Below are 23782 nucleotides of genomic sequence, written 5' to 3' on the forward strand. Positions count from 1 at the left end.
GATGTTGCATCAAATCTTTTTACTTTTGATTTAGAAAGTATGTCGGAGTTTCCTGAAAATTTTTTAAATAATATACATTCTGCTGCGGGATTCAATGCAGAAACATTTATTAAGGCGCATGATGAAAATGCGCCGGTAAGCATACGCATAAATCCCAAAAAAAAATATTGTGAATTTGAAATAGATGCACAGGTAGCATGGTGTGAAAATGCACTCTACTTAAAAGAACGTCCTGTATTTACACTCGATCCGCTATTGCATGCCGGTTGTTATTATGTGCAGGAAGCGAGTAGTATGTTCGCAGGTTATGCTTTGCAACATTGTATGGATTTAAATCGGCCATTAAAAGTGCTTGACTTATGTGCAGCACCAGGAGGAAAATCTACAGATATCATTTCCATATTATCTCCTGAAAGTATTTTGGTGAGTAATGAATTGGTGAAACAACGAGTACAGGTTCTGAAAGAAAATATGTTGAAGTGGGGTTATGAAAATGAAATCATCACACATAATGAAGCAAAACATTTTAGTGCATTGCAACAGTATTTCGATGCAATACTTATTGATGCACCTTGCAGCGGAAGTGGTTTATTCAGGAAAGATGAAAACGCAATGCAACATTGGAATTTGAATAATTTACAAATGTGTTTGCAACGGCAGGAAAAAATTTTAGAAGATGTATTACCTGCGTTAAAAGAAAATGGTATTTTAATATATTCCACTTGCAGTTATTCTATTGAAGAAGATGAAAACATTACAGATCTGTTAATTAATAAATTCGGCTTCCAATCAATAGCAATTCCAATACTTGTCGACTGGAATATTATTGAAGTGAACACTCCGGCAGGTGGAATTGGTTATCGCTTTTATCCGGATAAAGTGAAAGGAGAAGGATTTTATATTTCTGTGTTGCGCAATACAAAAGCAATAGAGAATAATCAACTCTATAAAACAAAAGAGAGTTTGATTCAAGATGTAACACCTACCGAAAAAAGTATTGTTGCTGCATGGATAAATGATATTGCATTGCACGATTTTTTTAAAATCAACAATACCATAATTGCTTTGCCAAAAAATATATTGGCAGAGATAAAATTGCTTGCTACCAAACTTTTGGTATTGCAATCGGGAATAGCATTGGGAGAAATAAAAGGAAAAGATTTTATTCCGGCGCATGCATTTGCAATGAGTAGTTTATTAAAAGATACTATTCCAAAATTTGAATTGGATAAACAAACTGCATTACAATATTTGCGCAAACAGGAAATACATTTAACCGGCGATTTTAAAGGATGGGCAATTGTATGTTATAAAAACCAATCCTTAGGCTGGATAAAAAAATTACCGAACCGCATTAATAATTATTATCCGGCGGAGTATAGGATTAGGATGTGATTTTTAAATGGACAATGGACAGTTGACAATTGACAATGAAAAAAACATAGACTATTGACTTTGACAAAATAGTTTCGGGTTTCAAGTTTCGGGTTGATGTTATCACAGAGTTACCCGACTCTCTGCTCTGAATTGTTTAAGCTACTTTTCGAAGGGAACTCTCTGTGAAAGATGCATTGATTTTTATTGGTAAGCTTGAGAGATATTCAATTAAGCCCTTCCAACTCACCCCTGCCCCTCTCTTTGGAAGAGAGGGGTAAGACAGTACTATTAATTTCGGAGTTCTCACCGAATTAACCGCCTCTCTAAAAGGAATTTATAACACTACCTTTCGAAGGGAACTTTGTGAAAAACGTGATACTAATTACTCATCATTGATTACTCATTTACTCATTTTTTTTACTCACTATTCACCACTCACTACTCACTAATAAAAACTCATCACTACGTATTTGGCTGTAGGCTTTTAGCCTTTGGCTTTTGGCTAAATACCTTAAAGAAATACACGTTCAATAAAAATTGTGCAAAGCCATACATCGCATCTTCCACCGGAATGGTGAGCATACGAATATTTAGAATTTTTTCTGGATTATAATTTACGATTGGGCTTGCTAATCCTGTTCCGGTTAAAATTCCATTCACCAGAAAAAATCCCGGCATAAGAATCAAGTATACTAAGGTTGCTTTACCAATCCAATCCACCTTTGCAATAAAATATAAATACAAGAGAGTAGAAGCGGCAACTATTGCAGTAACTAAAGGATAAATTTTATGATGCGCATTCATTGCTACTATTGCGCAAAGAATTGTTATTATCAAAACTATTCCACCACTGAATTTATCTGTCCGGTTGAGATTAAAAAATTTATTGATACAGTAATAAGTAAATATGCAAGCGAAAGGAATGCAAATAAAAAACATCCACTCTTCTAATGGCAATCCTGCTATGCGTAGTCCTATTGTGTATTTACTATCAAACCACCACACACCCATTTTGGTAAACCACACATCCCAAATTATAAACGGGATAGCAACTAAAACACTTGCCTTTATAAATGCACCAAAATATGTATTGAATTGAATTCTTTTGTGGAAAGAAAAAATAAAACAAATGATGATGGTAAGTATATCAACTAATAAATAAGTGTAAGACTGCATTATTATTTTTTACTCAAATACATTTTGAAATATTTAACAGGCACCCATAAAAATCCAAAACATTCACCATCTTCTTTTCCTAAATATTTATGGTGTTGTTTGTGTGCTCTGCGCAATGCAAGCAGGTATGAATTTTTTGTATTTCTTAAAAAGCTAATACGCTGATGAATAAAAATATCGTGTACAAAAAAATACGCCATACCATAAATTGTAATTCCAAGTCCGATGTAAAACACATAATTAAATCCATGTTGGCTTCCTAAATACATCAAAATAATTGCAGGTATCGCAAATATGATAAAGAAGTAATCATTCTTTTCTAATTCACCTTCGTTGCTGTGATCGTGATGATCTTTATGCAGCACCCAAAGAAAGCCATGCATCACATATTTATGAATTATCCAGGTGCTTCCTTCCATCAATAAAAATGTGGACATAACTATTAAGAAATTCATACAAAAGGATTTTGAGTATTAAATAATTGTTCTAATACCTTAAAACGGTAATCGAAAATATGTTGTACTTTTTTTCTAACTAATAATGTGTTGCCGATAGTTCCAAGAAATCCCAAAGGCAATTCATAATCTACAGTATCTTTCATCAGCACGCCTTGTTCGTTGGGAATAAATTCATGAAAATGTTTCCATAGTTTATAAGGACCTTTCTTTTGAAAATCTGTAAAATTCTGTTGATAGTTTACTTGTGTAATCTCAGTGCACCAATGCATAGGAATACCAAGAAGAGGCGACACTTTATATTCTATTTCCATGCCTTCATAAATAGATTCATTCTCAAGATTCGACAACACTGTAAAATTCATTTCCTTCGGTGTAATCCGGGCAAGGTTATGTGGTGAAGAAAAGAAATTCCAGGCGGTTTTTAAATCGCAATTTAATTGTTGTGAAGTATGAAGTTGATATATCATTATGTTAACTATTTAAAACTGCCACCACCATCTTTTTTAATTCGGCAGAAGAAATATTGTTTAAATTATTTTGTAAAAATTTTCTGTCGCTTTGCATATTGCTTTTATAACCTAAAAACGACGGAATATTTTTTTGTATTGAATATCTTATAAATATTATCTCCACATTATTAGGAGAAAGCGCAACTGCTTTTTCTATATTATCCTTGCCCGCATTAAACGTATTAAATTTACTCATCGGATTATAAGTGTGATTTGCCCATATTGTTTGAAATGCACCTCTGTATGCTAACTGCACATTATCCTGAGTATTTTCACCTAGTTGATCTATCATACTGCGACAAATACTTTTATCATCCACTGCCAATTGATAATTCCTGCGAATATCATCCAAACTTAATTTAGAAGTGGTGAATGAAGTGCCGAGAATAAATGCAAAACATGTTATCATTAATTTCATAAAATCGTCGTTTTGTATTGTACATAACTACTCATCATCAACGATAATTTTTTACCATTTGGAATGCGCACTCGTTCAATTAAAATATTTTGAGCTGAAGTTCTTTTAATTTTTTTGAATAGAGATAAATAATATTTATAGGCCAAATACACGCCGAACTTAGAAGAGGCAGGTAATTTTTTTATTCCTTTTAAGGCTTCTTTAAATTCGTTTTCTATATCGTTTTCAATATTTGCTTTTAAATCATTATCAAACAAATCCATATTAATATCGGGGAAATAAGTGCGACCTAAAATCTGATAATCGTCTTTTAAATCTCTCAGAAAATTTACTTTTTGAAATGCCGATCCCAATTTCATTGCAGCAGGTTTCAGTAATTCATAATCTGTTTTATTTCCTTCGACAAATATTTGCAGACACATTAAACCCACCACTTCAGCAGAACCTAAAATATATTCGTTGTATTTATCTGTATTGTAATCTACAGGATGTAAATCCATTTCCATACTTTTTAAAAACTGAGAAATAAGACTTCTATCTATATCATATTTATTTACTGTTTCCTGAAAAGATTGCAGTATTGGATTCAGAGAAATGCCTTCATTTAATGCTTGTTCGGTATGTTCTTTAAACCTGTTTAATAACACTTGTTTATCATAGCCATGAAAGCTGTCAACAATTTCATCAGCTAATCTCACATAGCCATAGATTGCATAAATAGCAGGACGAATAGAAGGACTCAATGCTAATATGCCCAGCGAAAAACTGGTGCTGTATTTTTGAGTGGTGGATTTACTCACTTCAAAAGAGAGCTCATCAAATAGCTGCTTCATGATGTTTTAGTTTAAGTTTATTTACTTCTGTGGCTACAATTTTTCCGGAGATAATGGAAGGAGGAACACCGGGTCCGGGAACCGTGAGTTGACCTGTATAAAAAAGATTATTTAATTTTTTATTTTTTATACCCGGCTTTAAAACTGCCGTTTGTGATAATGTATTTGCAAGTCCGTATGCATTGCCTTGATAGGCATTATAGTCCTGAATAAAATCACTTACACAATAACTTTTTTTGTAATCAATCTGGGATAGCAGAGAGGAAGTGCCGGTATGTTTTTCCAGACGTTGAATCATTTCCTGTAAATATTTTTCACGAATAGATTCATCATCATTAATACCTGTTGCCAATGGCATCAGCAAGAAAATATTTTCATGATTATCCGGTGCAACTGTATTATCAGTTTTGGAAGGACAACATGCATAGAACAATGATTTTTCCGGCCATTTTTTATCTACATAAATGCTATCAATATGCGCATCTAAATCATTCTCAAAAAATAAAGTATGATGTTGCAGATTTGGAATTTTCTCTTTGAAACCCAAATAATAAATTAAGCAGGATGGGGCAAATGTTTTTCTTTCCCAATAATTCTCAGTATAGTTTCTATACTTCTCATCCAACAATGTTTCTGTATGATGATAATCAGAAGAAGCAATTATTGCATCGAAATATAATTTCTCTCCATTAATAGTTAATGAATTTACTTTGCCATCGCCGGCATTTATTTTTTCGATAGCTGAATCAAAATGAAATTGTACACCTTGTTCTTCTCCCACAGATTTCATGGCAAGTACTAATTCATAAAATCCGCCAATTGGATACCATGTGCGCAATACGAATCCACCATAATTCATTAAGCTATATAATGCAGGAATATCTTTAGGTGATGCCCCGAGAAATATTACAGGAAATTCCATCAAAGCAATCAGCTTTGGATTTGTAAAATACTTTTTTACATAACTGCGAAATCCGGAAAGTAAATCTAATTTCATTGCACTTATTGCAATTTTTGGAGATGCAAATTCCATCCATGAGTAGCATGGCTTATTTACAAACTCCTGCATGCCTACTTCATATTTGTAGCGTGCTGATTTCATAAATGCATCTAATTGTTTTCCTGCACCAATTTCTATTTTTTCAAATAAATTTTTTAACTCCTCATAATTTTCAGGAACAGCTAAACTACCATCAGAAAAAATCATTTCGAACTGCGGGTTTAGCGATATCAGTTTATAAAAATCTGTTGCCTCATAACCAAAATCAAGAAAAAAATTATTGATGATATCCGGCATCCAATACCAACTCGGACCCATATCAAAAGTGTAGCCATTATCAGTTTTAAATTGACGTGCTCTGCCGCCGGGTCCACTGTTTTTTTCGAACACATGCACCTCATTACCGGCCTTTGCCGAATAAGCCGCAGCCGACAATCCTGAGATACCTGAGCCAATAACGGCAATTTTCTTTTTCATTTAATTATTCTGGGTTTGATAGTTCTTCAATACTGTTTCCAATAGTTGAGAACTGGGTAAGTTTTTACTGAATATCGGGTGATGAAAATCTTTTAGTTTTTTGAGCAACTTTATCAATTCCATTTTCTCATTATAGGAAAGATCTCCAGTAACAATCTTTGTCGCTTGGCGAATATTTTCCATTTGTTGTTCCAATGCCTGCAAGCCTTTTGGAGTAATCGCTATTATTTTACTTCGCTTGTCAGTTTGTGAATCGTTTTGTTCTATCCATCCTTGCCTCAGCATTCTATTTATTATTTGCATACCTGCGGGTTTTTCCTGGATATTCATTTTTATCAACTCCATCTTGCTCATTGCGCCCTTTGCTTTCAGATTAATGAGATAGATAAACTCTTCCTGAGTAGAGAAATCTGAGTCATGCATGGCAGCCTTTGAATATGTTTTTGCATAGCGGTTCATGTGAACTATCAGAGTATTGATCACACTTTCCGGGCTTCTCCCTTTTTCTTTGCCTTCCCATTCGGGTTCCATCATAATTGGTTTTACTTCCTTATTAGATTCGGCAATCCAGGATTTAAAGTCATTGATAGTATTGGAAGAATCTTCACTATGCTGTATTTCAGCCTCAAAGCGTTCCAATAAATTGATAGTATCTTTTAATAAAGTATAATTCATAATCTTTTGCACTTTTTAATAATACAAAAGTAGGAATATAGTTCATTTATATACTATATATTTTAGTTTTATGAAAATATCGAGAGTATTAGTACATTATTATACCTAATATTGGAAGTGAATTGTGAAAAGTGGAATAATCAATAATTATTTCTCACAGAATTCTTTTTGAAAGGTATCTGTGAGAACCCCAAAGTTCAATGTGGCTTCTAACTCACCCCTGCCCCTCTCTTGGGAAGAGAGGGGTGAGACAGTGCACAGTAAAAATGCATGATAAACTTGCCGGGAATCTTTCTCAAAATTTTCACAGATTGGAATGGTGAATAGTGAGTGATGAATAATCAGTGATGAGTTTTTTTAGTGAGTGGTGAATGGTGAATAGTGAAAAATCAGTGATGAGTAATCAGTAATGAGTGATAATCAGTGATGAATAATCAACAATGAGTTTTTTAACCCGAAACTTGAAACCCAAAACATTTTTGTCAAAGTCAATGTCAATAGTCAAAGTTTTTTTTCCATTGTCAACTAACTATACCCGCTCAGGTATAAATCAAAATGAAATACATATATTTGTACCCGATAGGGTATAGAAATGGAACAGCAAATAATATCATTAGCGGAATTTCTTAAAGCAAAACGCAAACAACAAAACCTCACTCAGTCCGAACTGGCAGAAAAAGCAGGTGTAGGATTGCGCTTTATTCGTGAAATAGAACAAGGGAAAACTACATTAAGAATGGATAAAGTAAATCAAGTATTACAACTTTTTGGCTGTGAATTAGGTGCTGTGAATATGGACAGAAAAAAATTATTGAATGAGAAAGGCTGAAATTAAAATGCATGATAAAATTGCCGGTTATCTCTTTCAAAATGAGGAAGGTTTTTCATTTATGTACAATCAGGAGTATTTGGAAAACAAAAGTGCGGAAGCAATTAGTATCACACTTCCTTTACAGAATGCCCCATTTAAAAGTAAGATTATGTTTCCGTTTTTTGATGGGCTTATTCCGGAAGGATGGCTTCTTGAAATTGCCGAAAAAAACTGGAAGCTCAACCCACGAGATCGCATGGGTTTGTTACTTGCATGTTGTAAAGATTGCATCGGTGCCGTAAGTATAATTGAGATAATAGATTAATGACGATGCAAGAATCAAGATGCCTATATTGTTATCAAATTCTTGAAGAAGGACTTCATGATTTTCATCCCCGATGCAGCAAAAAAATATTCGGAAGAACAGAGGTGCCTATATTGCCATTTAGTGAATCACAAATGTTTGATTTAGCATTACAAGTAGTTCAAAGTAGTATATCAGTAACAGGAGTTCAACCAAAAATTTCTTTGGATATTGAACTAACTAAAAAGCCATCACAATCGAAAAGATTTACCATTGTTGGTTTGTGGGGAGCTTATATTTTAAAACCCCCAACAAAAAATTATCTGCATTTACCGGAAGTAGAAGATACCACCATGCATCTTGCAACTATTAGCAAAATAAAAACAGTACCGCATTCATTAATTCGTTTGCAAGATGGAAGTTTAGCTTATATAACTAAAAGAATTGACAGACATAATTCTGAAAAAATACATATGGAAGATTTTTGTCAAATTACTGAGCGACTTACTGAGCATAAATATGATGGCTCGTATGAACAAATTGCAAAAGCGATTTTACAATTCTCTATACATCCCGTTTTAGATGTAATAAATTTTTATGAGCAGGTTTTATTTTCTTTTCTAACCGGTAATGCAGATATGCATCTAAAAAATTTCTCATTAATTAAAAATGCTAAGCCAGGTTATACATTGGCACCGGCTTATGATATGGTTGCTTCTGCATTAGTAAATCCAATTGACAAAGAAGATTTGGCGCTCACTCTAAATGGCAAAAAACGAAAAGTAAAACAATCAGATTTTGTGGAAGCATTTAAACGTGCACATTTAAATGAGAAAGTAATTGCAGCGATGTTTAACAAATTGGAAAAATCATATTTCAAATGGAGAAAATATATTGACATCAGTTTTCTCCCACAAGAAATGAAAGAGAATTATAAAGAATTAATTAATAAAAAATTTTCACAGATTGGAATGGTGAATAATCAGTGATGAGTTTTATTAGTGAGTAGTGAATGGTGAATAGTGGATAAATCAGTGATGAGTAATCAGTAATGAGTGATGTAATCAGGGATAAATAATCAAAAATTAGTTTTTTAACCCGAAACTTGAAACCCGAAACTTTTTCAGCCAACTGCCAATAGCAAACAGCAATAGCCTTTTGCTCAATAGTCAATAAGTCTATGTATTAAAACCCGAAACCCGAAACTTTTTTAGCTAACTGCAAATAGCTAACAGCCAATATCCTTTTTCCCATTGTCAATTGTCAACTTTCAATTGTCAATTTACTAAACCGCCATTTCCCCATACATCTCCTCACGCAGTTGATGAATTTTTTCGTCGGCAATATATTCATCGAAGCTCATCAGTTTATCAATAATACCATTTGGAGTTAATTCAATCACACGATTAGAAACTGTTTGCATAAATGTATGGTCATGACTGCTCAGTAAAACAATACCTTTAAATTCAATCATGCTTTCGTTGAATGCCTGGATAGATTCCAGGTCAAGATGATTTGTAGGTTCATCTAAGATTAATGTATTTGGATTTTGCAACATCATACGACTAATCATACAACGTACCTTTTCACCACCGCTCAACACTTTGGTGCTTTTTAAAATATCATCACCACCAAATAACATCTTCCCGAGATAGCCTCTTAAAAATGGCTCATCTGCATCGGTCACTGTTGGCGGAACAAACTGTGCAAGCCATTCCATCAAGGTGACATGCATATTAAAATATTTTGAATTATCATTTGGAAGATATGCTTTTGTAATAGTGGTACCCCAGGTAAATCTTCCGCTACTGGCCTGCATTTCATCATTTATTATTTCAAAAAATGCAGTAACTGCTAAGTGATCTTTACTGTAAATAGCAATCTTATCTCCCTTATTTATTGTGAAGCTTACATTTTTAAATAATACTTTTTCGTCGTTTGATTTTGAAAGTTTATCTACGGTAAGCACTTGATTACCCACTTCACGATCAGGTCTGAAAATGATGCCCGGATATTTTCTTGTGGAAGGTGTAATATCTTCAAGCACTAATTTCTCCAATGCTTTTTTTCTGCTTGTTGCTTGTTTGCTTTTTGAGGCATTTGCACTAAACCTAGCGATGAATTCCAACAAATCTTTTCGCTTGTCTTCCATCTTTTTATTCTTGTCATTAGCCTGACGTAAAGCAAGCAAACTGCTCTCATACCAGAAGGTATAGTTACCGGTATAAATTTTTATTTTCTGCCGATCAACATCGGCAATATGTGTACATACAGAATCTAAAAAGTGTCTATCGTGAGAAACAACGATGATGATATTTTCATAACCGCCTAAAAAGTCTTCAAGCCAATTAATTGTTTCCACATCCAGATCATTCGTAGGCTCATCCAATAATAAAATATCAGGGTTACCGAATAATGCCTGTGCAATTAACACACGCACTTTTAAATTTCCTGGTATATCCCGCATATACATTTGATGCATAGCATCAGGCACACCTAATGAATTGAGTAAAGTACCTGCTTCGCTTTCCGCCATATAACCATTCATCTCACCAAACTCGGCTTCTAATTCACCTGCACGAATACCATCTTCCTCAGTGAAATCTGTTTTTGCATAAATCACTTCACGCTCTTCCGTTAGTTGCCATAATTTCTCATGACCCATAATTACTGTTTGTAAAACAAGGTTATCATTATATGCTGAGTGATCTTGTTTTAAAACTGCCATACGCTCGCCGGGTGTAATATCAATGCTGCCTTTATTCGGCTCTATTTCACCTGAAAGAATTTTCAGGAATGTAGTTTTTCCGGCGCCGTTTGCACCGATAATTCCATAGCAATTTCCTTTGGTGAAATTCAGATTCACATCATCAAACAAAACCCGCTTGCCATAAGCGAGAGTGATATTTCTTGTACTTAACATATTCTTATTACACTTTAATTAAATAAAAAGCGCTGCAACGGGTGCAGCGCAATTAAATCTTTATTATTTAACAGATCAAGCTCCGAGACCGATTCTTTTGAAAGCGGTAACAATAAGATCTTTATTTACAGATTTTAATACTTCTGCAATTGTTTTAGAATTATCCTTCACAAATTTTTGATTCAGCAATGTATTATCACGGAAGTAAGCTTCCAATTTTCCCATTGCAATTTTATCTAAAATATTTTCCGGTTTTCCTTCTGCTCTTGCCTGCTCACGACCAATTTCCATTTCACGATTTTTCACATCTTCCGGCACTTCATTCTTATCAATTGCAATTGGATTCATAGCTGCAATTTGCATAGTAATATCTTTTCCGATATTCTTACTTGCTTCATCATTTTGATTCATTGCTACCAGAACACCTACTTTTCCATTGGAGTGGTTGTAAGCTACTACAGAAGTTCCTGTAATTAATGCATAATCCGGAATTTCTAATTTCTCGCCAATCTTTCCTACGTATTCTGCAATGCGTTCTGCAACACTAAATCCATCCATTTGCAAAGCGAGTAATGCATCTTTATCGGCAGGCTTATTTTTCATTGCCAGATCCATAATGCTTTCTGTAAATTTTATGTAGTCTTCATTCTTTGCAACGAAATCTGTTTCGCAAGCTAATCCGAAAATAGCTCCGTAAGAACCATCTTCACTCACTTTTGCAATCACTACTCCTTCATTCACTTCACGGTCTGCACGTTTCTCGCTCACCTTTTGACCTTTCTTACGCAACCAATCAACTGATGCATCGAAATCTCCATTGTTTTCAGTTAATGCTTTTTTGCAATCCATCATACCTGCACCGGTAATCTGGCGTAGCTTATTTACATCACTTGCACTAATTGTTACTGTACTCATTATATAAATCCTTTTTTTAAAATTAATTTCTTGTAGGGCGTTTGCTGGCAGGTCTGCGGGCAGGTGGTTTTTTATTTGCCCCTGCATCTCCTCTTGTGGCACCTTTAAATTTGCGACCTGATTTATTTCCGCCCTCTCCATCTTCATCAGACATTTTCAATTTTTCTTTATCATCATCATCATCTCTATCATGTTGAGCTGCTTCATCTATCTCCTCTTTATTTTTTGCACGCTCTTCTAATCCTTCTTCAATAGCATCCGTCAAGTACTTAATAATTATCTGGATTGACTTTGCAGCATCATCATTTGCAGGTACAGAGAAATCTACTTTTGTAGGATCGCAGTTTGTATCTACAATACCAAATGTATTGATGTTTAGTTTATGTGCTTCGGCAAGTGCGATATGTTCATGTCCGATATCCACAATTAATAATGCTGCAGGCAATCTGTTTAATTGTGCAACACCACCAATCACTTTTTCCAGTTTATCACGCTCACGACTCAATACAAGTCTTTCTTTTTTAGTCATACTTTCTGCAGAGCCATCAGATAACATTTTATCAATAGTCTGCAATTTTTTAATGCTCTTACGAATTGTAGAAAAGTTGGTGAGCATACCGCCTAACCATCTTTCAGTTACGAAAGGCATGCTTACACGCAATGCTTGTTCTTCCACAATTTCCTGTGCTTGTTTCTTTGTAGCAACAAACATGATTTTCTTTCCGCTGCGTGCAATTGTTTTTAATGCACCTGCAGATTCTTCCAAAGCATCAATTGTTTTGTACAAATCAATTATGTGAATGCCCTTTTTTTCCATGAAAATATAAGGAAGCATTTTCGGATTCCATTTCTTGCGCAGGTGACCAAAGTGCACGCCGGCTTCAAGCAATTGGTTGTATGATAGTTTTTCCATTTGTCTGTCTCTTTTAAATTAACGTTTCGAGAATTGTGTTGCACGACGTGCTTTGCGTAAACCGTATTTCTTGCGTTCCACTCTGCGGGAATCACGAGTCATCAGCCCTTCTGCTTTCAGGGCAGGTTTATTTTCAGCATCTAATTTTACAAGTGCTCTTGCAATACCCAGCTTTGCAGCTTCGGCTTGTCCTTTCACACCTCCACCAGTAGCATTCATGGTGATATCAAACTCACCTTCTACTTTAATTATTTGTAATGGTTGTAATACTTTGGCTTGCAACATTTGAATCGGAAAATATTCTTTATAGTCCTTTCCATTAATAATAATATTGCCTTTGCCTTTGGTAAGAAACACACGCACTACTGCGGCTTTTCTTCTACCTACTGCATTTATAGTTTCCATCTGCTGCTGTTATTTTAAGGTGATTGGTTTCTGCGCCTGATGCGGATGGTCCGGACCGGCGTAAACAAATAATTTTTTGTACATGGCTGCACCTAATTTTGTTTTAGGCAACATACCTTTTATAGAACGCTCTAATAAATGTGTTGGATTTTTTGCCAATACAGTTTTTGCGTTTACCACTTTACGTCCACCCGGATACCCTGTATAATGCTGGATTTCTTTATCCATCATTTTATTACCGGTAAGTTTTATCTTCTCGGCATTAATAATGATTACATAGTCGCCACAGTCAGTATGCGGTGTAAAATAGGGTTTGTTTTTTCCTCTCAGGATGCTTGCCACCTGTGAGCTTAGTCTGCCTAAGATTTGATCTTCAGCATCTACGATAAACCAACCGTGTGTTACTGTGGCATCATTTGCCGATTTTGTTCTGAAACTTAAAGTATCCACTACTGAATATTTTTCTGATTATTAAAAACGCCTCTTAAAAAGCGGAGTGCAAAGATATTATTACCATTTGCGCAAAGCAAGGAATACTAAAAAAATAAAAGGGTACTTATCGTAACCCTTTCATTTTCAGTATTATTTTGGAACAGATTTAATTTTTACTGATCTGTATTACCTGCGGTTCATATAAATTAAAACGTAATAAGCTAATGTTGCTATGGAACCTAATGCAGCCACAACATAAGTGGAAGCAGCCCATCTAAGTGCATCCTTTGCTTTACTCATTTCCATACTTCCGGCAACTGAAGAACCTTGCAACCAGGCGATTGCTCTTCGGCTTGCATCAAATTCAACAGGCAGTGTTACAAAACTGAATATGGTTGTTAATCCGAATAATACAATCCCGGCTAATAACAGTTGCGGGAAAGCATTGATAAATAAAATACCGGCAAGAATTACCCACATCACCCATTTTGATGCAACACTAACCATCGGCACCATTTGACTGCGGAATTTTAACCATGCATAACCGGTGGCATGTTGAACCGCATGACCACATTCATGTGCGGCAATCGCTGCTGCTGCAATGCTGTTTGTGTTATAAACGCCTTCACTCAGATTTACTGTTTTATTCATTGGATTATAATGATCAGTAAGTTGACCCGCAACGGAGATTACCTGCACATCATTAATTCCATTTTCACGCAACATTAATTCTGCGATATCACGTCCGGTTAATCCACGGGCAACCGGAATTTTTGAATACTTTTTGAATTTACTCTTTAATACACCGCTTACGATCATTCCGACCACAGCGAAGAGAATACCGATAATATAAGCTCCTATCATTTTTTTATTTTATGTTTTTATATTTTGCAAAATAACGCAAGTGTTTTCTGAAAAGTTTAATCTACAGACGAACGTACTTCAACTTAATTTTTAAATAGCTCTTTTGCCGAAACATTTTCACGTTCAGGTTCTGCAATAGCAAGTACTTCCATTGGCAAATAACGCATCCATGAAGCCATTACATTAGTTGGAAACATTTCTACTGCATTATTGTAAGAAACAACGGCAGCATTGTAACTACGGCGGGATGATGCAATCTGATCTTCCACATCTGTCCATGTAGATTGTAATTGAGCAAACCGTTCATTGGATTTTAATTCAGGATAATTTTCAACTGCTACATGCAAACCGGAAAGCAAACCGGTTAATTCATTTTCTACTTTCATTCTTGCAGGAGAGTTCATATCAGATTGATCCGTTAATCTGCTGCGCAATTCTGTAATACGTTTTAAAGTATCACCTTCAAAAGTCATGTATTGTTTTACCACTTCCACCAGGTTGGGAATCATATCATATCGGCGCTTCAACATTACATCCATATTGCCGAATGTAAGATCTACCTGATTGCGACGGCTGATAAGTGAGTTGTATAATCCCACAAGGAGAAATACAACCACTACTACAATTATAATTGGAATTATCATGTGTCTATTTTAATTCAAAATTACTGCTTTAAAAATTTCAATTCAATGGTATAGAAAATAGTGGGATAATAGAACTCAGAATTGTTGTCGCAAATTTTTTAAAAAACCACAGTATCCATCGCAACAATTTCGTCGAATACTTGTAATAATTCTTCTTTCTTATTTAGTGTTACTAATTGAAGTCGATATGGTTTTATGTTGGGAATTCCTTTAAAATAATTAGTATAATGTTGACGCATTTCAAGTATGCCTAACACGTCACCTTTCCACTCAATTGATTTTTCTAAATGCGCTTTGCATACATCAACTCTTTCTTCAATAGATGGAGCTTCTAATATTTCACCCGTTGCAAGAAAATGTTTTATCTCTTTAAATATCCATGGATAACCTATTGCAGCACGGCCTATCATAACGCCATCTACGCCGTAACGATTTTTCATTTCAACTACTTTTTGCGGACTATCAATATCGCCATTTCCGAAAATCGGTATTTGTATGCGAGGATTATTTTTTATTTCCCCAATCAATGTCCAATCTGCACTGCCTTTATACATCTGTGCTCTTGTGCGTCCATGAATAGAGAGTGCTGCAATTCCAATATCTTGTAATCGCTCCGCAACTTCCACAATATTTTTACTTGCATCATCCCAACCCAAACGAGTTTTTACGGTAACAGGTAATGCAGAGGCTTTTACAATTTCGGAAGTAAGTTTTATCATACGAGGTATATCTCGCAATATACCTGCACCCGCATCTTTGCAAACCACTTTTTTTACAGGGCAACCAAAATTAATATCAATCAGATTTGGATTTGCTTCTTCAATTATTTCCACACAACCTTTCATCACTTCTATATCGGCACCAAATATTTGAATTCCGAGTGGACGTTCTTCTTCAAAAAATTCTAATTTTTTTAAACTCTTGGTTGCATTTCTTATCAACCCTTCTGTTGAAATAAATTCTGTGTACATCATATCTGCACCCAATTGTTTGCATTGCACACGAAATGGAGGATCGCTCACATCTTCCATTGGTGCAAGCAACAAAGGAAATTCACCAAGTTCTATATTGCGGATTTTTACCACGATGCAAAGGTAATCTTAGTATACTGTAACCTCAATAAAAAAAATTGTAAGTGGATAATAGTGTAATTCAAAATTATTTATTTAAGGATGAAGATAAATCAACAAGCATGTATTTTATACTACATTTTTCAACTAAACATTCATTGATCTAAATACTTAAAAGTATCGCATTAATCAGTTTAGTTAGTTGCAGCTAATTTTTTTTAAATTTTTTTTAAAGAATTATTTAAATATAAATATGTACGTACTTTCGTGATATTCAAATTAAATATTATTATAAATGAAAAACTTTATACTGCTCCTCATAATCTTCATTTTTAATTTCAATTTTTTAAATGCACAACAAGTAAAAGGATATATAAAAGACGACACAGGCAATCTACTTATTGGTGCAAATGTGTTTGAAAAAAGTACATCCAAAGGTAGCATTGCCGATGAGAATGGATTTTACACAATCAATATTGCTCCGGGTACATATACATTTATTGCCAGTTTTGTTGGCTGCATACCAGACACATCCACTCTTACTATTCAGAAAAATGAAGTTGTTTCTCACAACTTTATTTTACCCTTAAGTACCATGTTGAATTCTGTGGTAATTACTTCTGATAAAGATTTTAATAATGTAAAACACATGGAAGATATTGAAGGCGCTTTAATATTTGCAGGTAAAAGAAATGATGTGATAATATTGGATAAAACAAATGCAAATACTGCTGAAAATATTCCTCGTCAGGTTTTTTCAAAAGTACCCGGTGTATATGAATGGGATTTAGATGGAAGTGGTACACAAACGAGCATATCTGTTCGTGGATTAAGCCCACATAGAAGTTGGGAATTTAATGTCAGACAAAATGGATATAGTATTGCAAGTGATGAATTTGGGTATCCCGAAAGTCATTATGCTCCTGCTACAGAAGCATTGAAGTCAGTGCAATTAGTAAGAGGTGGAGCATGCCTTCAATATGGACCTCAGTTTGGTGGAATGCTGAATTATGAAATGAAGGAAGGGCCTACCGACAAAGTATTTGATTTTGAAACAAAGCAATCTTTTGGCTCCAATCAAATGGTAAACACTTATAACGCAATTGGCGGTACAGTGGGCAAATTAAATTATTATTCCTATTTTAATTATCGTGGTTCAAATGGTTTCAGACCAAATAGTACATATGAATATTATAACTATTTCGCAGGGTTTCATTATCAGGCTACTGAAAATTTGAAGTTAGGATTTGAATTTTCAAAAATGTATTATGTAAATCAAATAGCAGGTGGATTAACTGATGAACAATTTGATGAAGATCCTTATCAAAGTACTCGAAGCAGAAATTATTTCCAACCCAATCATAATATACCGGCATTTACACTTGACTGGCAAATAAATAAAAACACTTTGCTTAGTTTGAAATCAAACGCATTATTTGGTGAACGCAATAGTGTTATGTATATCAGACCTGCAGACTTACCTGATACCATCTCAGCAGCTACTCTTCAATATGATCCTCGGGTTGTAGATTTAGATACCTATACAAGCTTTGCAAATGAACTTCGATTATTACATAAGTATCAATTTTTAGAAAAAGAAAGTGCGATTTCTGTAGGAATTAAATTTGCTGATGCAAGAACACATCGCCAACAAGAAGGTATAGGTACCACAGGTACTGACTTTGATCTTTCTGTTTCTGAACCTTTCGCTCGTGATTTAAATTTCAAAACTTTAAATTATGCTATTAGCGCTGAAAACATGTTTCGTATTACTAATAAATTAAGTATTACACCCGGTGTACGTTATGAAGTTATTAATACAAGTATGAAAGGTAATATTGAAAGTGTTGCATCATTGATTGATTATGATAAAGACAGAAATATTCCTTTGCTTGGATTGGGTGTTCAATATAATCTGAATTCGAATATGAATTTATATGCAAATTGGACTCAGGCATACAGACCAATTTTATATAGCGATCTTACACCTGTAGGAAGTTTGGATGTGATTGATCCGGATATGCAGGACAGCAAAGGGTTTAATTCAGACTTAGGTATAAGAGGAAAAATTCAGGAGTTTATCACATTTGATATTGGTGTTTTCTATTTGAAATATGGCGACAGAGTAGGTGCTCTTGCACTTACTAATGATGATGATGAGTTATACATTTATAAAACAAATATTGGAACCAGCGAAGCAAAAGGTGTAGAATCATTTATCGAATTCAGACCGACAGAGCTCAATAATGTTTCAAGCAAATATGGCGACTTCGCAATTTTTGTTTCCGCTGCTTATGATCATGCAGAATATGTAGATGCAATTACTTCCGCAAATGGACAAAGCGTGCAATTGGAAGGTAATGTTCTTGAAAATGCACCTGAGTGGATTGTTCGCACAGGTATCACTTATAATTATAAAAACTTTTCAACTACAATACAGAGCAGTTATGTAAGTGATATATATGCGGATGCATTAAATACCGAATCTTCTGCAAGTGGTGTAGTGGGTATAGTGCCTTCTTATTTGATTATGGATTGGAATAGTACAATGCGTTTTACTCATGACTTTATTATAAAATTTGGTATTAATAATTTTAATGATGCAGTGTATTTTACTCGCAGAATAAACAATTATCCTGGTCCAGGAATATTGCCTGCAGATGGACGAACATTTTATTTATCTATAGGAAAAGAATTTTAGTAATACCAATTTCTTTTAATGCATTAATACTTACGGAGTGTTAATGCATTTTTTTTATAGGATTAAAAACCGCAAATAAAATATTTTTTTGTGCAAAGTAATTTAAAAAAAGTATTTACTCAGGCATCCGCTTATATACCAAAAAACCATTTTTATTCATAAGCAAATTTAGTTTTGGATTTGATTCTAATGTATTTTTTTTATCAATGCGGGTAATAAAATATGCGGGCTTATCTATTGCCCCATTTAATAACCATTTCTCCCATTCTGCCACTTGTTTTTTATCGCTATAATCAGAAACCTTGGGTGCATTTTGAGGAAGAAGTTTTGCATAAAATAAGGGTGCGTATGTTTTAAACCCTATGGGTTGTAAATACACATCTTCATCGCTTATACTTTCATAAAATTCTATTGCTGCACCCTGCGAATATTTTTCAATGTTGGGCACATATACAATCATTGCCAACTTAAATACAATAGCAGTTGAAATAAATAATATTACACTTCCCTTCATAATATTTCCATTTCGCATTAATGCTGTTCCTACAAACGCAGAAATAATAAATAACACTCCAATAATTGATTCAATACCTGTCCAACTAACTTCTGCATTCATATTTGCTTTTGCAAAAACATCCTGCGTTTTATTCTGCAGCCATTCTATATTTAAACCAATAATTGGCAATGCAATCAAAGCAACTCCAATTACAATTGACAAAATACGAATACTCCAAAAAATATCTTTACGTAAAACAGTTTTCTGCTTATACATTTCATATAATGTCAATGCTGCAATAAATGTTAATGGGAAATAAGTCATCGAAGAATAATGTACAATCTTAGTATTGACAAGTGAAAATAATAGCAATACACTCCAGAATAAAATCAACATCCAGGTTTTAAAATTTTTGCGATAACTCAATGCATGTTCTTGCTTGAATAAGCCTTTAAATAAAAATAAGGATGCCGGAAAACAACCGAGAAATACCACCACAAAATGATAACCAGGGAAACCTGCATGTCCCGCTTCCTCTGTACTGAATAATCGAAAATTATATTCAAAAAACTTTGTGATAAAATAAGAACCATGCATTAAAGTTTCAATTCCATACCAGATTGCAGACAAAGAAAAAGCTATGAGTGTATAAAATAAAAATTGTGGTACACTGATATACCATTTAAACTTTACAATTACCCAATACACAAAATAACAAAGCCCAAGAATTATAAATGCAGCAGGACCTTTAGTGAGCATGGCAAGACCAGTAAATAAACCGGCAAAAAATAAATAATACAATGCAGAATGCACTAACTCAATATTAGTTTCATTCTTTTTTTTCCAGGTGAAAAGTATAAAAAAATAAATACCCAGAAACATAAACAGATTAAAAATCGGATCAATTATTCCTGTTTGAAAATAGAGCGTCGGCAACAATGTTCCGGCATAAATCAATGCCCAGAAAAAACCGAATTTTTCATCGTATAATTTTTTACCGATACAAAATAAAACAGGCAAAGTAATTATTCCACATAACGCATTAGTCAATCGTGCAGCAAATTCATTTACGCCAAACAATTGCATACAGCATGCCTGTAACCAAAAAAATAAAGGTGGCTTTTCCCAGAAAGGTAAAAAGCGTACATGCACTTGTAAATAATTATCAAGTACCAACATTTCTCTGGAAATTTCTGCAAAATTTATTTCATCCCAATCAAATAAATGTACATGCCCTAAGAATGGTAGAAATAACAATGCAGCGCATACTGCATAAAAAAAAGGATTGGATATTTGTTTTGAAAAATAAGATTTCACCGCCGTTAAAGATAGCATTGCAAAGCGGTGAAATTATTATCTCAATATACTTCGAGAAATTACAATACGCTGCACTTCACTGGTGCCTTCGTATATCTGTGTAATTTTTGCATCACGCATTAATCGCTCTACATGATATTCTTTTACATAGCCATAACCACCATGAATTTGTACTGCTTCAACTGTTGTTTTCATTGCCACTTCACTTGCAAATACTTTTGCCATACTGGAAGCGATATCATAATTTTCATGTTGATCTTTTAACCATGCAGCTTCATAAATTAATAATCTTGCTGCTTCAATGTCAGTAGCCATATCTGCTAACTTAAATTGTATTGCCTGATGTTGGGCTATTTCTTTTCCGAATGCTTTACGTGTTTTTGAATATTCTAATGCGAGTTCATAAGCACCGGATGCAATTCCTAAAGCTTGTGATGCAATTCCTATTCTGCCACCGGCTAAAGTTTTCATTGCAAACTTAAATCCGAAGCCATCTTCACCAATACGATTTGCCTTTGGCACTTTCACATCATTGAAAATTAAAGTATGTGTATCACTTGCACGAATTCCGAGTTTATCTTCTTTAGCGCCTACTATAAAACCTTCCATGCCTCTTTCCATAATCAGGCAATTAATGCCTTTATGTTTTAACTCCGGATGTGTTTGTGCAATTACTAAATAAATAGATGCTGACGAGCCATTTGTAATCCAATTTTTTGTTCCGTTTACTAAATAATAATCACCCTTATCTTCTGCGGTTGTTTGTTGACTGGTGGCATCAGAACCTGCTTCCGGTTCTGATAAACAGAATGCACCAATTTTTTTTCCGCTGGCTAAATCGGGTAAATATTTTTGCTTTTGTTCCTCCGTTCCAAACTCCTGCAAACCCCAACACACTAATGAATTATTTACACTCATAATTACAGAGCATGAATTATCCACTTTTGAAATTTCTTCCATTGCCAATACATAACTTATTGTATCCATTCCGCCACCACTGTATTTCGGATCTACCATCATTCCCAGAAATCCAAGTTCTGCCATTTGCTTAACGCCTTCAGTCGGATATTTCATTTCACGATCACGATCAATAACACCTGGCTTTAAAATATTCTGAGCTAAATCTCTTGCCGCCTGACGAATCATCAAATGTTCTTCTGTAAGTTCAAAATTCATTGTACTGATTTAAGTATTTAAAAAATTATTATTTCTCTTTTCTCAAAATTTCTGTTGTAGAATATCCATGTAAAAATGGAATAATTTCTACTTTGCCACCGTAAGATAATACGAATCCTCCACCTGCAATTTCATCTGCTTGATAGTCGCCGCCTTTTACTAAAATATCTGGTTTAATCCATTCAATTAATTGTGCCGGTGTATTTTCTTCAAAGCCAATAACTGCATCAACCGCATATAGCGATGCAAGTACAGTTGCTCTATCATTAAATGCATTTATTGGTCTGCGTTCACCTTTTAAATTGCGGACGGAATCATCGCTGTTTAGTCCAATAATTAATGCTGCATTTGGAGATAAATCTGCAGCGGCATTTAATAAGTGAGTATGACCGGCATGAAGCACATCGAAACATCCATTTGTAAATACAATACGGCGGTTCAAAAAACGCCAGAGTGCTATCTTTTTTTCAAGTTGCGGACGATCACAAATTTTATTGAGTGTTACTTGCTGCTTCATTTTCCATTTCTTTTTCCCGGGCAATCAAAGGTAATAGTATTAAGGCTAAGAAGCCGAACAGTATCACCATAAGTGTTTGCCCAACCCAAACAATCCAGCTAAAGGCGTAAGCTATTGGCCTTGCTAACATATAAATACTAGTAAGTAATTCTGTAACTATAAATTGATATGCACCAATGCCTCCGGGCGTGGAAATAATACCTAATGTTCCAAAAACCAGAATTGCCAATCCTTCATTTATTCCAAAATTTGAAGTTTCCGGCAATGCATAAAAACACAGCCATATCATGCTGTAATAACAAAACCACATAGCGATGGTATAAAAAATAAACAGTGGTAAATTTTTCAGATGACGAATAGAATAAATTCCATCACGCACATTCATCATCAATAATTGAATGCGTAAATAGGTTGCGGTATGTTTCCATTTTTTAATTGCAAAACGGAATAAAAAATATATTGCGGCAACTATTACAACAATAATTAAAATGGTAACAGATGTAAAAGAAAATTTTCCAAAAAGTGGAGTTATTACTTTTTCATCAAAAAATCCGGAAATAGTTTTGAATTGAAACATTAATGCAAACACCGTAATAATAATTAGCGATAATAAATCAATTGCCCTTTCCACAACAATAGTCCCCAATGCTTTATCAAAAGGTACTTTATCATATCGTTGCATAATTCCGCAACGAGTTACTTCACCTAATCTCGGCAGTGCAAGATTTGATAAGTATGCAATCATCACAGCACTGAATGTTACCCTAAATCGTGTTTCATAACCCAATGGTCTTATCATCATTTGCCAGCGAAGGGCACGAACAATATGACTTACAATTCCCACAACAATTGAAATTGCCACCCACCAATAATTTGCATTGCGAAAAGAATCGCTGATATCCCGACGATCTTGTTCAGTTAAATCTTTAGTGATGAGCCATATCAATAACAAACCAATGCTCAGGAAAAAACCGAACTTAAAAATGTTTGTCAGAATTTTTTTTGCCACTATCGAATAAGTGTATTGGTAACAGTATCCGGAAATACTAATAGTGGTTTATGATTTTTTGCTTCAGCCATTGTCATAGATGCATATGCACATACAATAATGATATGTCCGGGCTTTACAAGGTGTGCTGCAGGACCGTTCAGACAAATTTGACCCGAACCTCTTTCGCCCTTAATGATATATGTTTCTAACCGTGAGCCATTGTTAATATCTAGAACTTGTACTTTTTCATATTCCAACATATCGGCAGCATCCATCAAATCTTCATCAATAGTTATGCTCCCGACATAATTCAAGTTTGACTCAGTAACAGTTACACGGTGTAATTTGCTTTTCAGCATTTCAATTTGCATGGTGCAAAG

At 34.5% G+C, this 23782-nt stretch carries 25 protein-coding genes; 5 read left to right on the forward strand and 20 right to left on the reverse strand.

What is annotated here, in order from left to right; all coding sequences use genetic code 11:
• Nucleotides 1-39: 39 nt before the first annotated feature.
• Nucleotides 40-1395: an RNA methyltransferase gene (locus tag IPN31_15435; GenBank protein MBK8683267.1), complete on the forward strand. Its 1356-nt coding sequence runs from the start codon at nucleotides 40-42 to the stop codon at nucleotides 1393-1395.
• Nucleotides 1396-1839: 444 nt separating this feature from the next.
• On the opposite strand, the gene IPN31_15440 is transcribed toward IPN31_15435, so the two are convergent.
• From IPN31_15440 to IPN31_15470, 7 genes are read right to left on the reverse strand one after another with little or no spacing between them, the layout of a single operon-like run.
• Entirely contained in the window at nucleotides 1840-2553 is a 714-nt protein-coding gene (locus tag IPN31_15440) for a lycopene cyclase domain-containing protein (GenBank protein ID MBK8683268.1), read from the reverse strand.
• 2 nt (nucleotides 2554-2555) lie between these two features.
• The gene (locus IPN31_15445; GenBank protein ID MBK8683269.1) at nucleotides 2556-3008 is read right to left on the reverse strand and encodes a sterol desaturase family protein; all 453 of its coding nucleotides are present in this window, start codon (nucleotides 3006-3008) and stop codon (nucleotides 2556-2558) included.
• On the reverse strand, nucleotides 3005-3478 hold the full coding sequence (locus IPN31_15450) for an SRPBCC family protein (protein MBK8683270.1): 474 nt from the start codon (nucleotides 3476-3478) through the stop codon (nucleotides 3005-3007). The genes IPN31_15445 and IPN31_15450 overlap by 4 nt, the downstream gene beginning before the upstream one ends.
• 4 nt (nucleotides 3479-3482) lie before the next feature.
• The gene (locus tag IPN31_15455; GenBank protein ID MBK8683271.1) at nucleotides 3483-3938 is read right to left on the reverse strand and encodes a hypothetical protein; all 456 of its coding nucleotides are present in this window, start codon (nucleotides 3936-3938) and stop codon (nucleotides 3483-3485) included.
• Nucleotides 3935-4771: a phytoene/squalene synthase family protein gene (locus IPN31_15460; protein MBK8683272.1), complete on the reverse strand. Its 837-nt coding sequence runs from the start codon at nucleotides 4769-4771 to the stop codon at nucleotides 3935-3937. Before IPN31_15460 ends, IPN31_15455 begins: the two co-directional genes overlap by 4 nt.
• Nucleotides 4755-6248, reverse strand: coding sequence for a phytoene desaturase (gene crtI, locus IPN31_15465; protein MBK8683273.1), 1494 nt, complete (start codon nucleotides 6246-6248; stop codon nucleotides 4755-4757). The genes IPN31_15460 and crtI overlap by 17 nt, the downstream gene beginning before the upstream one ends.
• Nucleotides 6249-6923 carry a winged helix DNA-binding protein gene (locus IPN31_15470; GenBank protein MBK8683274.1) on the reverse strand — a complete coding sequence of 225 codons (675 nt, stop codon included), beginning with the start codon at nucleotides 6921-6923 and terminating at the stop codon, nucleotides 6249-6251.
• Nucleotides 6924-7515: 592 nt separating this feature from the next.
• On the opposite strand from IPN31_15470, the gene IPN31_15475 reads away from it, so the two are divergent.
• The 3 genes from IPN31_15475 to IPN31_15485 are packed head-to-tail and all read left to right on the forward strand — an operon-like array spanning nucleotide 7516 to nucleotide 9027.
• Nucleotides 7516-7752: a helix-turn-helix transcriptional regulator gene (locus tag IPN31_15475; GenBank protein ID MBK8683275.1), complete on the forward strand. Its 237-nt coding sequence runs from the start codon at nucleotides 7516-7518 to the stop codon at nucleotides 7750-7752.
• Nucleotides 7739-8059, forward strand: a complete 321-nt coding sequence (locus tag IPN31_15480; protein ID MBK8683276.1) for a HipA N-terminal domain-containing protein — start codon at nucleotides 7739-7741, stop codon at nucleotides 8057-8059. Before IPN31_15475 ends, IPN31_15480 begins: the two co-directional genes overlap by 14 nt.
• Before the next feature lie 5 nt (nucleotides 8060-8064).
• Nucleotides 8065-9027, forward strand: coding sequence for a HipA domain-containing protein (locus tag IPN31_15485; GenBank protein MBK8683277.1), 963 nt, complete (start codon nucleotides 8065-8067; stop codon nucleotides 9025-9027).
• 296 nt (nucleotides 9028-9323) lie between these two features.
• On the opposite strand, the gene IPN31_15490 is transcribed toward IPN31_15485, so the two are convergent.
• The 8 genes from IPN31_15490 to dusB all read right to left on the reverse strand — a co-directional run bounded on the left by IPN31_15490 (nucleotide 9324) and on the right by dusB (nucleotide 16219).
• On the reverse strand, nucleotides 9324-10961 hold the full coding sequence (locus IPN31_15490) for an ATP-binding cassette domain-containing protein (protein MBK8683278.1): 1638 nt from the start codon (nucleotides 10959-10961) through the stop codon (nucleotides 9324-9326).
• A gap of 75 nt (nucleotides 10962-11036) precedes the next feature.
• The gene (locus IPN31_15495) at nucleotides 11037-11876 is read right to left on the reverse strand and encodes an elongation factor Ts (GenBank protein MBK8683279.1); all 840 of its coding nucleotides are present in this window, start codon (nucleotides 11874-11876) and stop codon (nucleotides 11037-11039) included.
• Between the two features lie 22 nt (nucleotides 11877-11898).
• Complete coding sequence (gene rpsB, locus IPN31_15500) at nucleotides 11899-12789, reverse strand: 30S ribosomal protein S2 (protein MBK8683280.1); 891 nt, start codon at nucleotides 12787-12789, stop codon at nucleotides 11899-11901.
• An 18-nt stretch (nucleotides 12790-12807) separates the two neighbouring features.
• A complete protein-coding gene (gene rpsI, locus IPN31_15505) occupies nucleotides 12808-13194 on the reverse strand; it encodes a 30S ribosomal protein S9 (GenBank protein MBK8683281.1) in 387 nt (128 codons plus the stop codon).
• Nucleotides 13195-13203: 9 nt separating this feature from the next.
• Nucleotides 13204-13644, reverse strand: a complete 441-nt coding sequence (gene rplM, locus IPN31_15510) for a 50S ribosomal protein L13 (protein MBK8683282.1) — start codon at nucleotides 13642-13644, stop codon at nucleotides 13204-13206.
• A gap of 168 nt (nucleotides 13645-13812) precedes the next feature.
• Nucleotides 13813-14490, reverse strand: coding sequence for a zinc metallopeptidase (locus IPN31_15515; protein MBK8683283.1), 678 nt, complete (start codon nucleotides 14488-14490; stop codon nucleotides 13813-13815).
• 83 nt (nucleotides 14491-14573) lie between these two features.
• A complete protein-coding gene (locus tag IPN31_15520) occupies nucleotides 14574-15134 on the reverse strand; it encodes a LemA family protein (protein ID MBK8683284.1) in 561 nt (186 codons plus the stop codon).
• A 98-nt stretch (nucleotides 15135-15232) separates the two neighbouring features.
• On the reverse strand, nucleotides 15233-16219 hold the full coding sequence (gene dusB / locus IPN31_15525) for a tRNA dihydrouridine synthase DusB (GenBank protein ID MBK8683285.1): 987 nt from the start codon (nucleotides 16217-16219) through the stop codon (nucleotides 15233-15235).
• Between the two features lie 280 nt (nucleotides 16220-16499).
• On the opposite strand from dusB, the gene IPN31_15530 reads away from it, so the two are divergent.
• Nucleotides 16500-18905 (forward strand): TonB-dependent receptor, encoded by a 2406-nt coding sequence (locus IPN31_15530; protein MBK8683286.1) that lies wholly within the window; start codon nucleotides 16500-16502, stop codon nucleotides 18903-18905.
• Nucleotides 18906-19020: 115 nt separating this feature from the next.
• Here IPN31_15530 and IPN31_15535 read toward each other — a convergent pair whose 3' ends face one another.
• From IPN31_15535 to IPN31_15555, 5 genes are read right to left on the reverse strand one after another with little or no spacing between them, the layout of a single operon-like run.
• On the reverse strand, nucleotides 19021-20736 hold the full coding sequence (locus IPN31_15535; GenBank protein ID MBK8683287.1) for a glycosyltransferase family 39 protein: 1716 nt from the start codon (nucleotides 20734-20736) through the stop codon (nucleotides 19021-19023).
• Between the two features lie 18 nt (nucleotides 20737-20754).
• Nucleotides 20755-21894: an acyl-CoA dehydrogenase gene (locus tag IPN31_15540; GenBank protein MBK8683288.1), complete on the reverse strand. Its 1140-nt coding sequence runs from the start codon at nucleotides 21892-21894 to the stop codon at nucleotides 20755-20757.
• 28 nt (nucleotides 21895-21922) lie between these two features.
• The gene (gene rfaE2 / locus IPN31_15545; GenBank protein MBK8683289.1) at nucleotides 21923-22411 is read right to left on the reverse strand and encodes a D-glycero-beta-D-manno-heptose 1-phosphate adenylyltransferase; all 489 of its coding nucleotides are present in this window, start codon (nucleotides 22409-22411) and stop codon (nucleotides 21923-21925) included.
• The gene (locus IPN31_15550; protein MBK8683290.1) at nucleotides 22386-23420 is read right to left on the reverse strand and encodes a flippase-like domain-containing protein; all 1035 of its coding nucleotides are present in this window, start codon (nucleotides 23418-23420) and stop codon (nucleotides 22386-22388) included. Before IPN31_15550 ends, rfaE2 begins: the two co-directional genes overlap by 26 nt.
• Nucleotides 23420-23773, reverse strand: a complete 354-nt coding sequence (locus tag IPN31_15555; GenBank protein ID MBK8683291.1) for an aspartate 1-decarboxylase — start codon at nucleotides 23771-23773, stop codon at nucleotides 23420-23422. The genes IPN31_15550 and IPN31_15555 overlap by 1 nt, the downstream gene beginning before the upstream one ends.
• Nucleotides 23774-23782: the final 9 nt, after the last annotated feature.

This window comes from Bacteroidota bacterium, from assembly GCA_016715425.1.
Classification (GTDB): domain Bacteria; phylum Bacteroidota; class Bacteroidia; order Chitinophagales; family BACL12; genus JADKAC01.

Excerpts from the sequence above, each read along its gene's own strand:
- IPN31_15485 (MBK8683277.1), top strand. The coding sequence starts at position 8,065 with ATGCAAGAATCAAGATGCCTATATTGTTATCAAATTCTTGAAGAAGGA.
- IPN31_15435 (MBK8683267.1), top strand. The coding sequence starts at position 40 with ATGTCGGAGTTTCCTGAAAATTTTTTAAATAATATACATTCTGCTGCG.
- IPN31_15450 (MBK8683270.1), bottom strand. The coding sequence starts at position 3,478 with ATGATATATCAACTTCATACTTCACAACAATTAAATTGCGATTTAAAA.
- IPN31_15490 (MBK8683278.1), bottom strand. The coding sequence starts at position 10,961 with ATGTTAAGTACAAGAAATATCACTCTCGCTTATGGCAAGCGGGTTTTG.
- IPN31_15480 (MBK8683276.1), top strand. The coding sequence starts at position 7,739 with ATGAGAAAGGCTGAAATTAAAATGCATGATAAAATTGCCGGTTATCTC.
- IPN31_15520 (MBK8683284.1), bottom strand. The coding sequence starts at position 15,134 with ATGATAATTCCAATTATAATTGTAGTAGTGGTTGTATTTCTCCTTGTG.
- IPN31_15445 (MBK8683269.1), bottom strand. The coding sequence starts at position 3,008 with ATGAATTTCTTAATAGTTATGTCCACATTTTTATTGATGGAAGGAAGC.
- IPN31_15470 (MBK8683274.1), bottom strand. The coding sequence starts at position 6,923 with ATGAATTATACTTTATTAAAAGATACTATCAATTTATTGGAACGCTTT.
- rpsI (MBK8683281.1), bottom strand. The coding sequence starts at position 13,194 with ATGGAAACTATAAATGCAGTAGGTAGAAGAAAAGCCGCAGTAGTGCGT.
- IPN31_15440 (MBK8683268.1), bottom strand. The coding sequence starts at position 2,553 with ATGCAGTCTTACACTTATTTATTAGTTGATATACTTACCATCATCATT.
- IPN31_15540 (MBK8683288.1), bottom strand. The coding sequence starts at position 21,894 with ATGAATTTTGAACTTACAGAAGAACATTTGATGATTCGTCAGGCGGCA.
- IPN31_15530 (MBK8683286.1), top strand. The coding sequence starts at position 16,500 with ATGAAAAACTTTATACTGCTCCTCATAATCTTCATTTTTAATTTCAAT.
- IPN31_15460 (MBK8683272.1), bottom strand. The coding sequence starts at position 4,771 with ATGAAGCAGCTATTTGATGAGCTCTCTTTTGAAGTGAGTAAATCCACC.
- IPN31_15495 (MBK8683279.1), bottom strand. The coding sequence starts at position 11,876 with ATGAGTACAGTAACAATTAGTGCAAGTGATGTAAATAAGCTACGCCAG.
- rpsB (MBK8683280.1), bottom strand. The coding sequence starts at position 12,789 with ATGGAAAAACTATCATACAACCAATTGCTTGAAGCCGGCGTGCACTTT.
- rfaE2 (MBK8683289.1), bottom strand. The coding sequence starts at position 22,411 with ATGAAGCAGCAAGTAACACTCAATAAAATTTGTGATCGTCCGCAACTT.
- IPN31_15515 (MBK8683283.1), bottom strand. The coding sequence starts at position 14,490 with ATGATAGGAGCTTATATTATCGGTATTCTCTTCGCTGTGGTCGGAATG.
- IPN31_15475 (MBK8683275.1), top strand. The coding sequence starts at position 7,516 with ATGGAACAGCAAATAATATCATTAGCGGAATTTCTTAAAGCAAAACGC.
- IPN31_15535 (MBK8683287.1), bottom strand. The coding sequence starts at position 20,736 with ATGCTATCTTTAACGGCGGTGAAATCTTATTTTTCAAAACAAATATCC.
- IPN31_15455 (MBK8683271.1), bottom strand. The coding sequence starts at position 3,938 with ATGAAATTAATGATAACATGTTTTGCATTTATTCTCGGCACTTCATTC.
- crtI (MBK8683273.1), bottom strand. The coding sequence starts at position 6,248 with ATGAAAAAGAAAATTGCCGTTATTGGCTCAGGTATCTCAGGATTGTCG.
- IPN31_15555 (MBK8683291.1), bottom strand. The coding sequence starts at position 23,773 with ATGCAAATTGAAATGCTGAAAAGCAAATTACACCGTGTAACTGTTACT.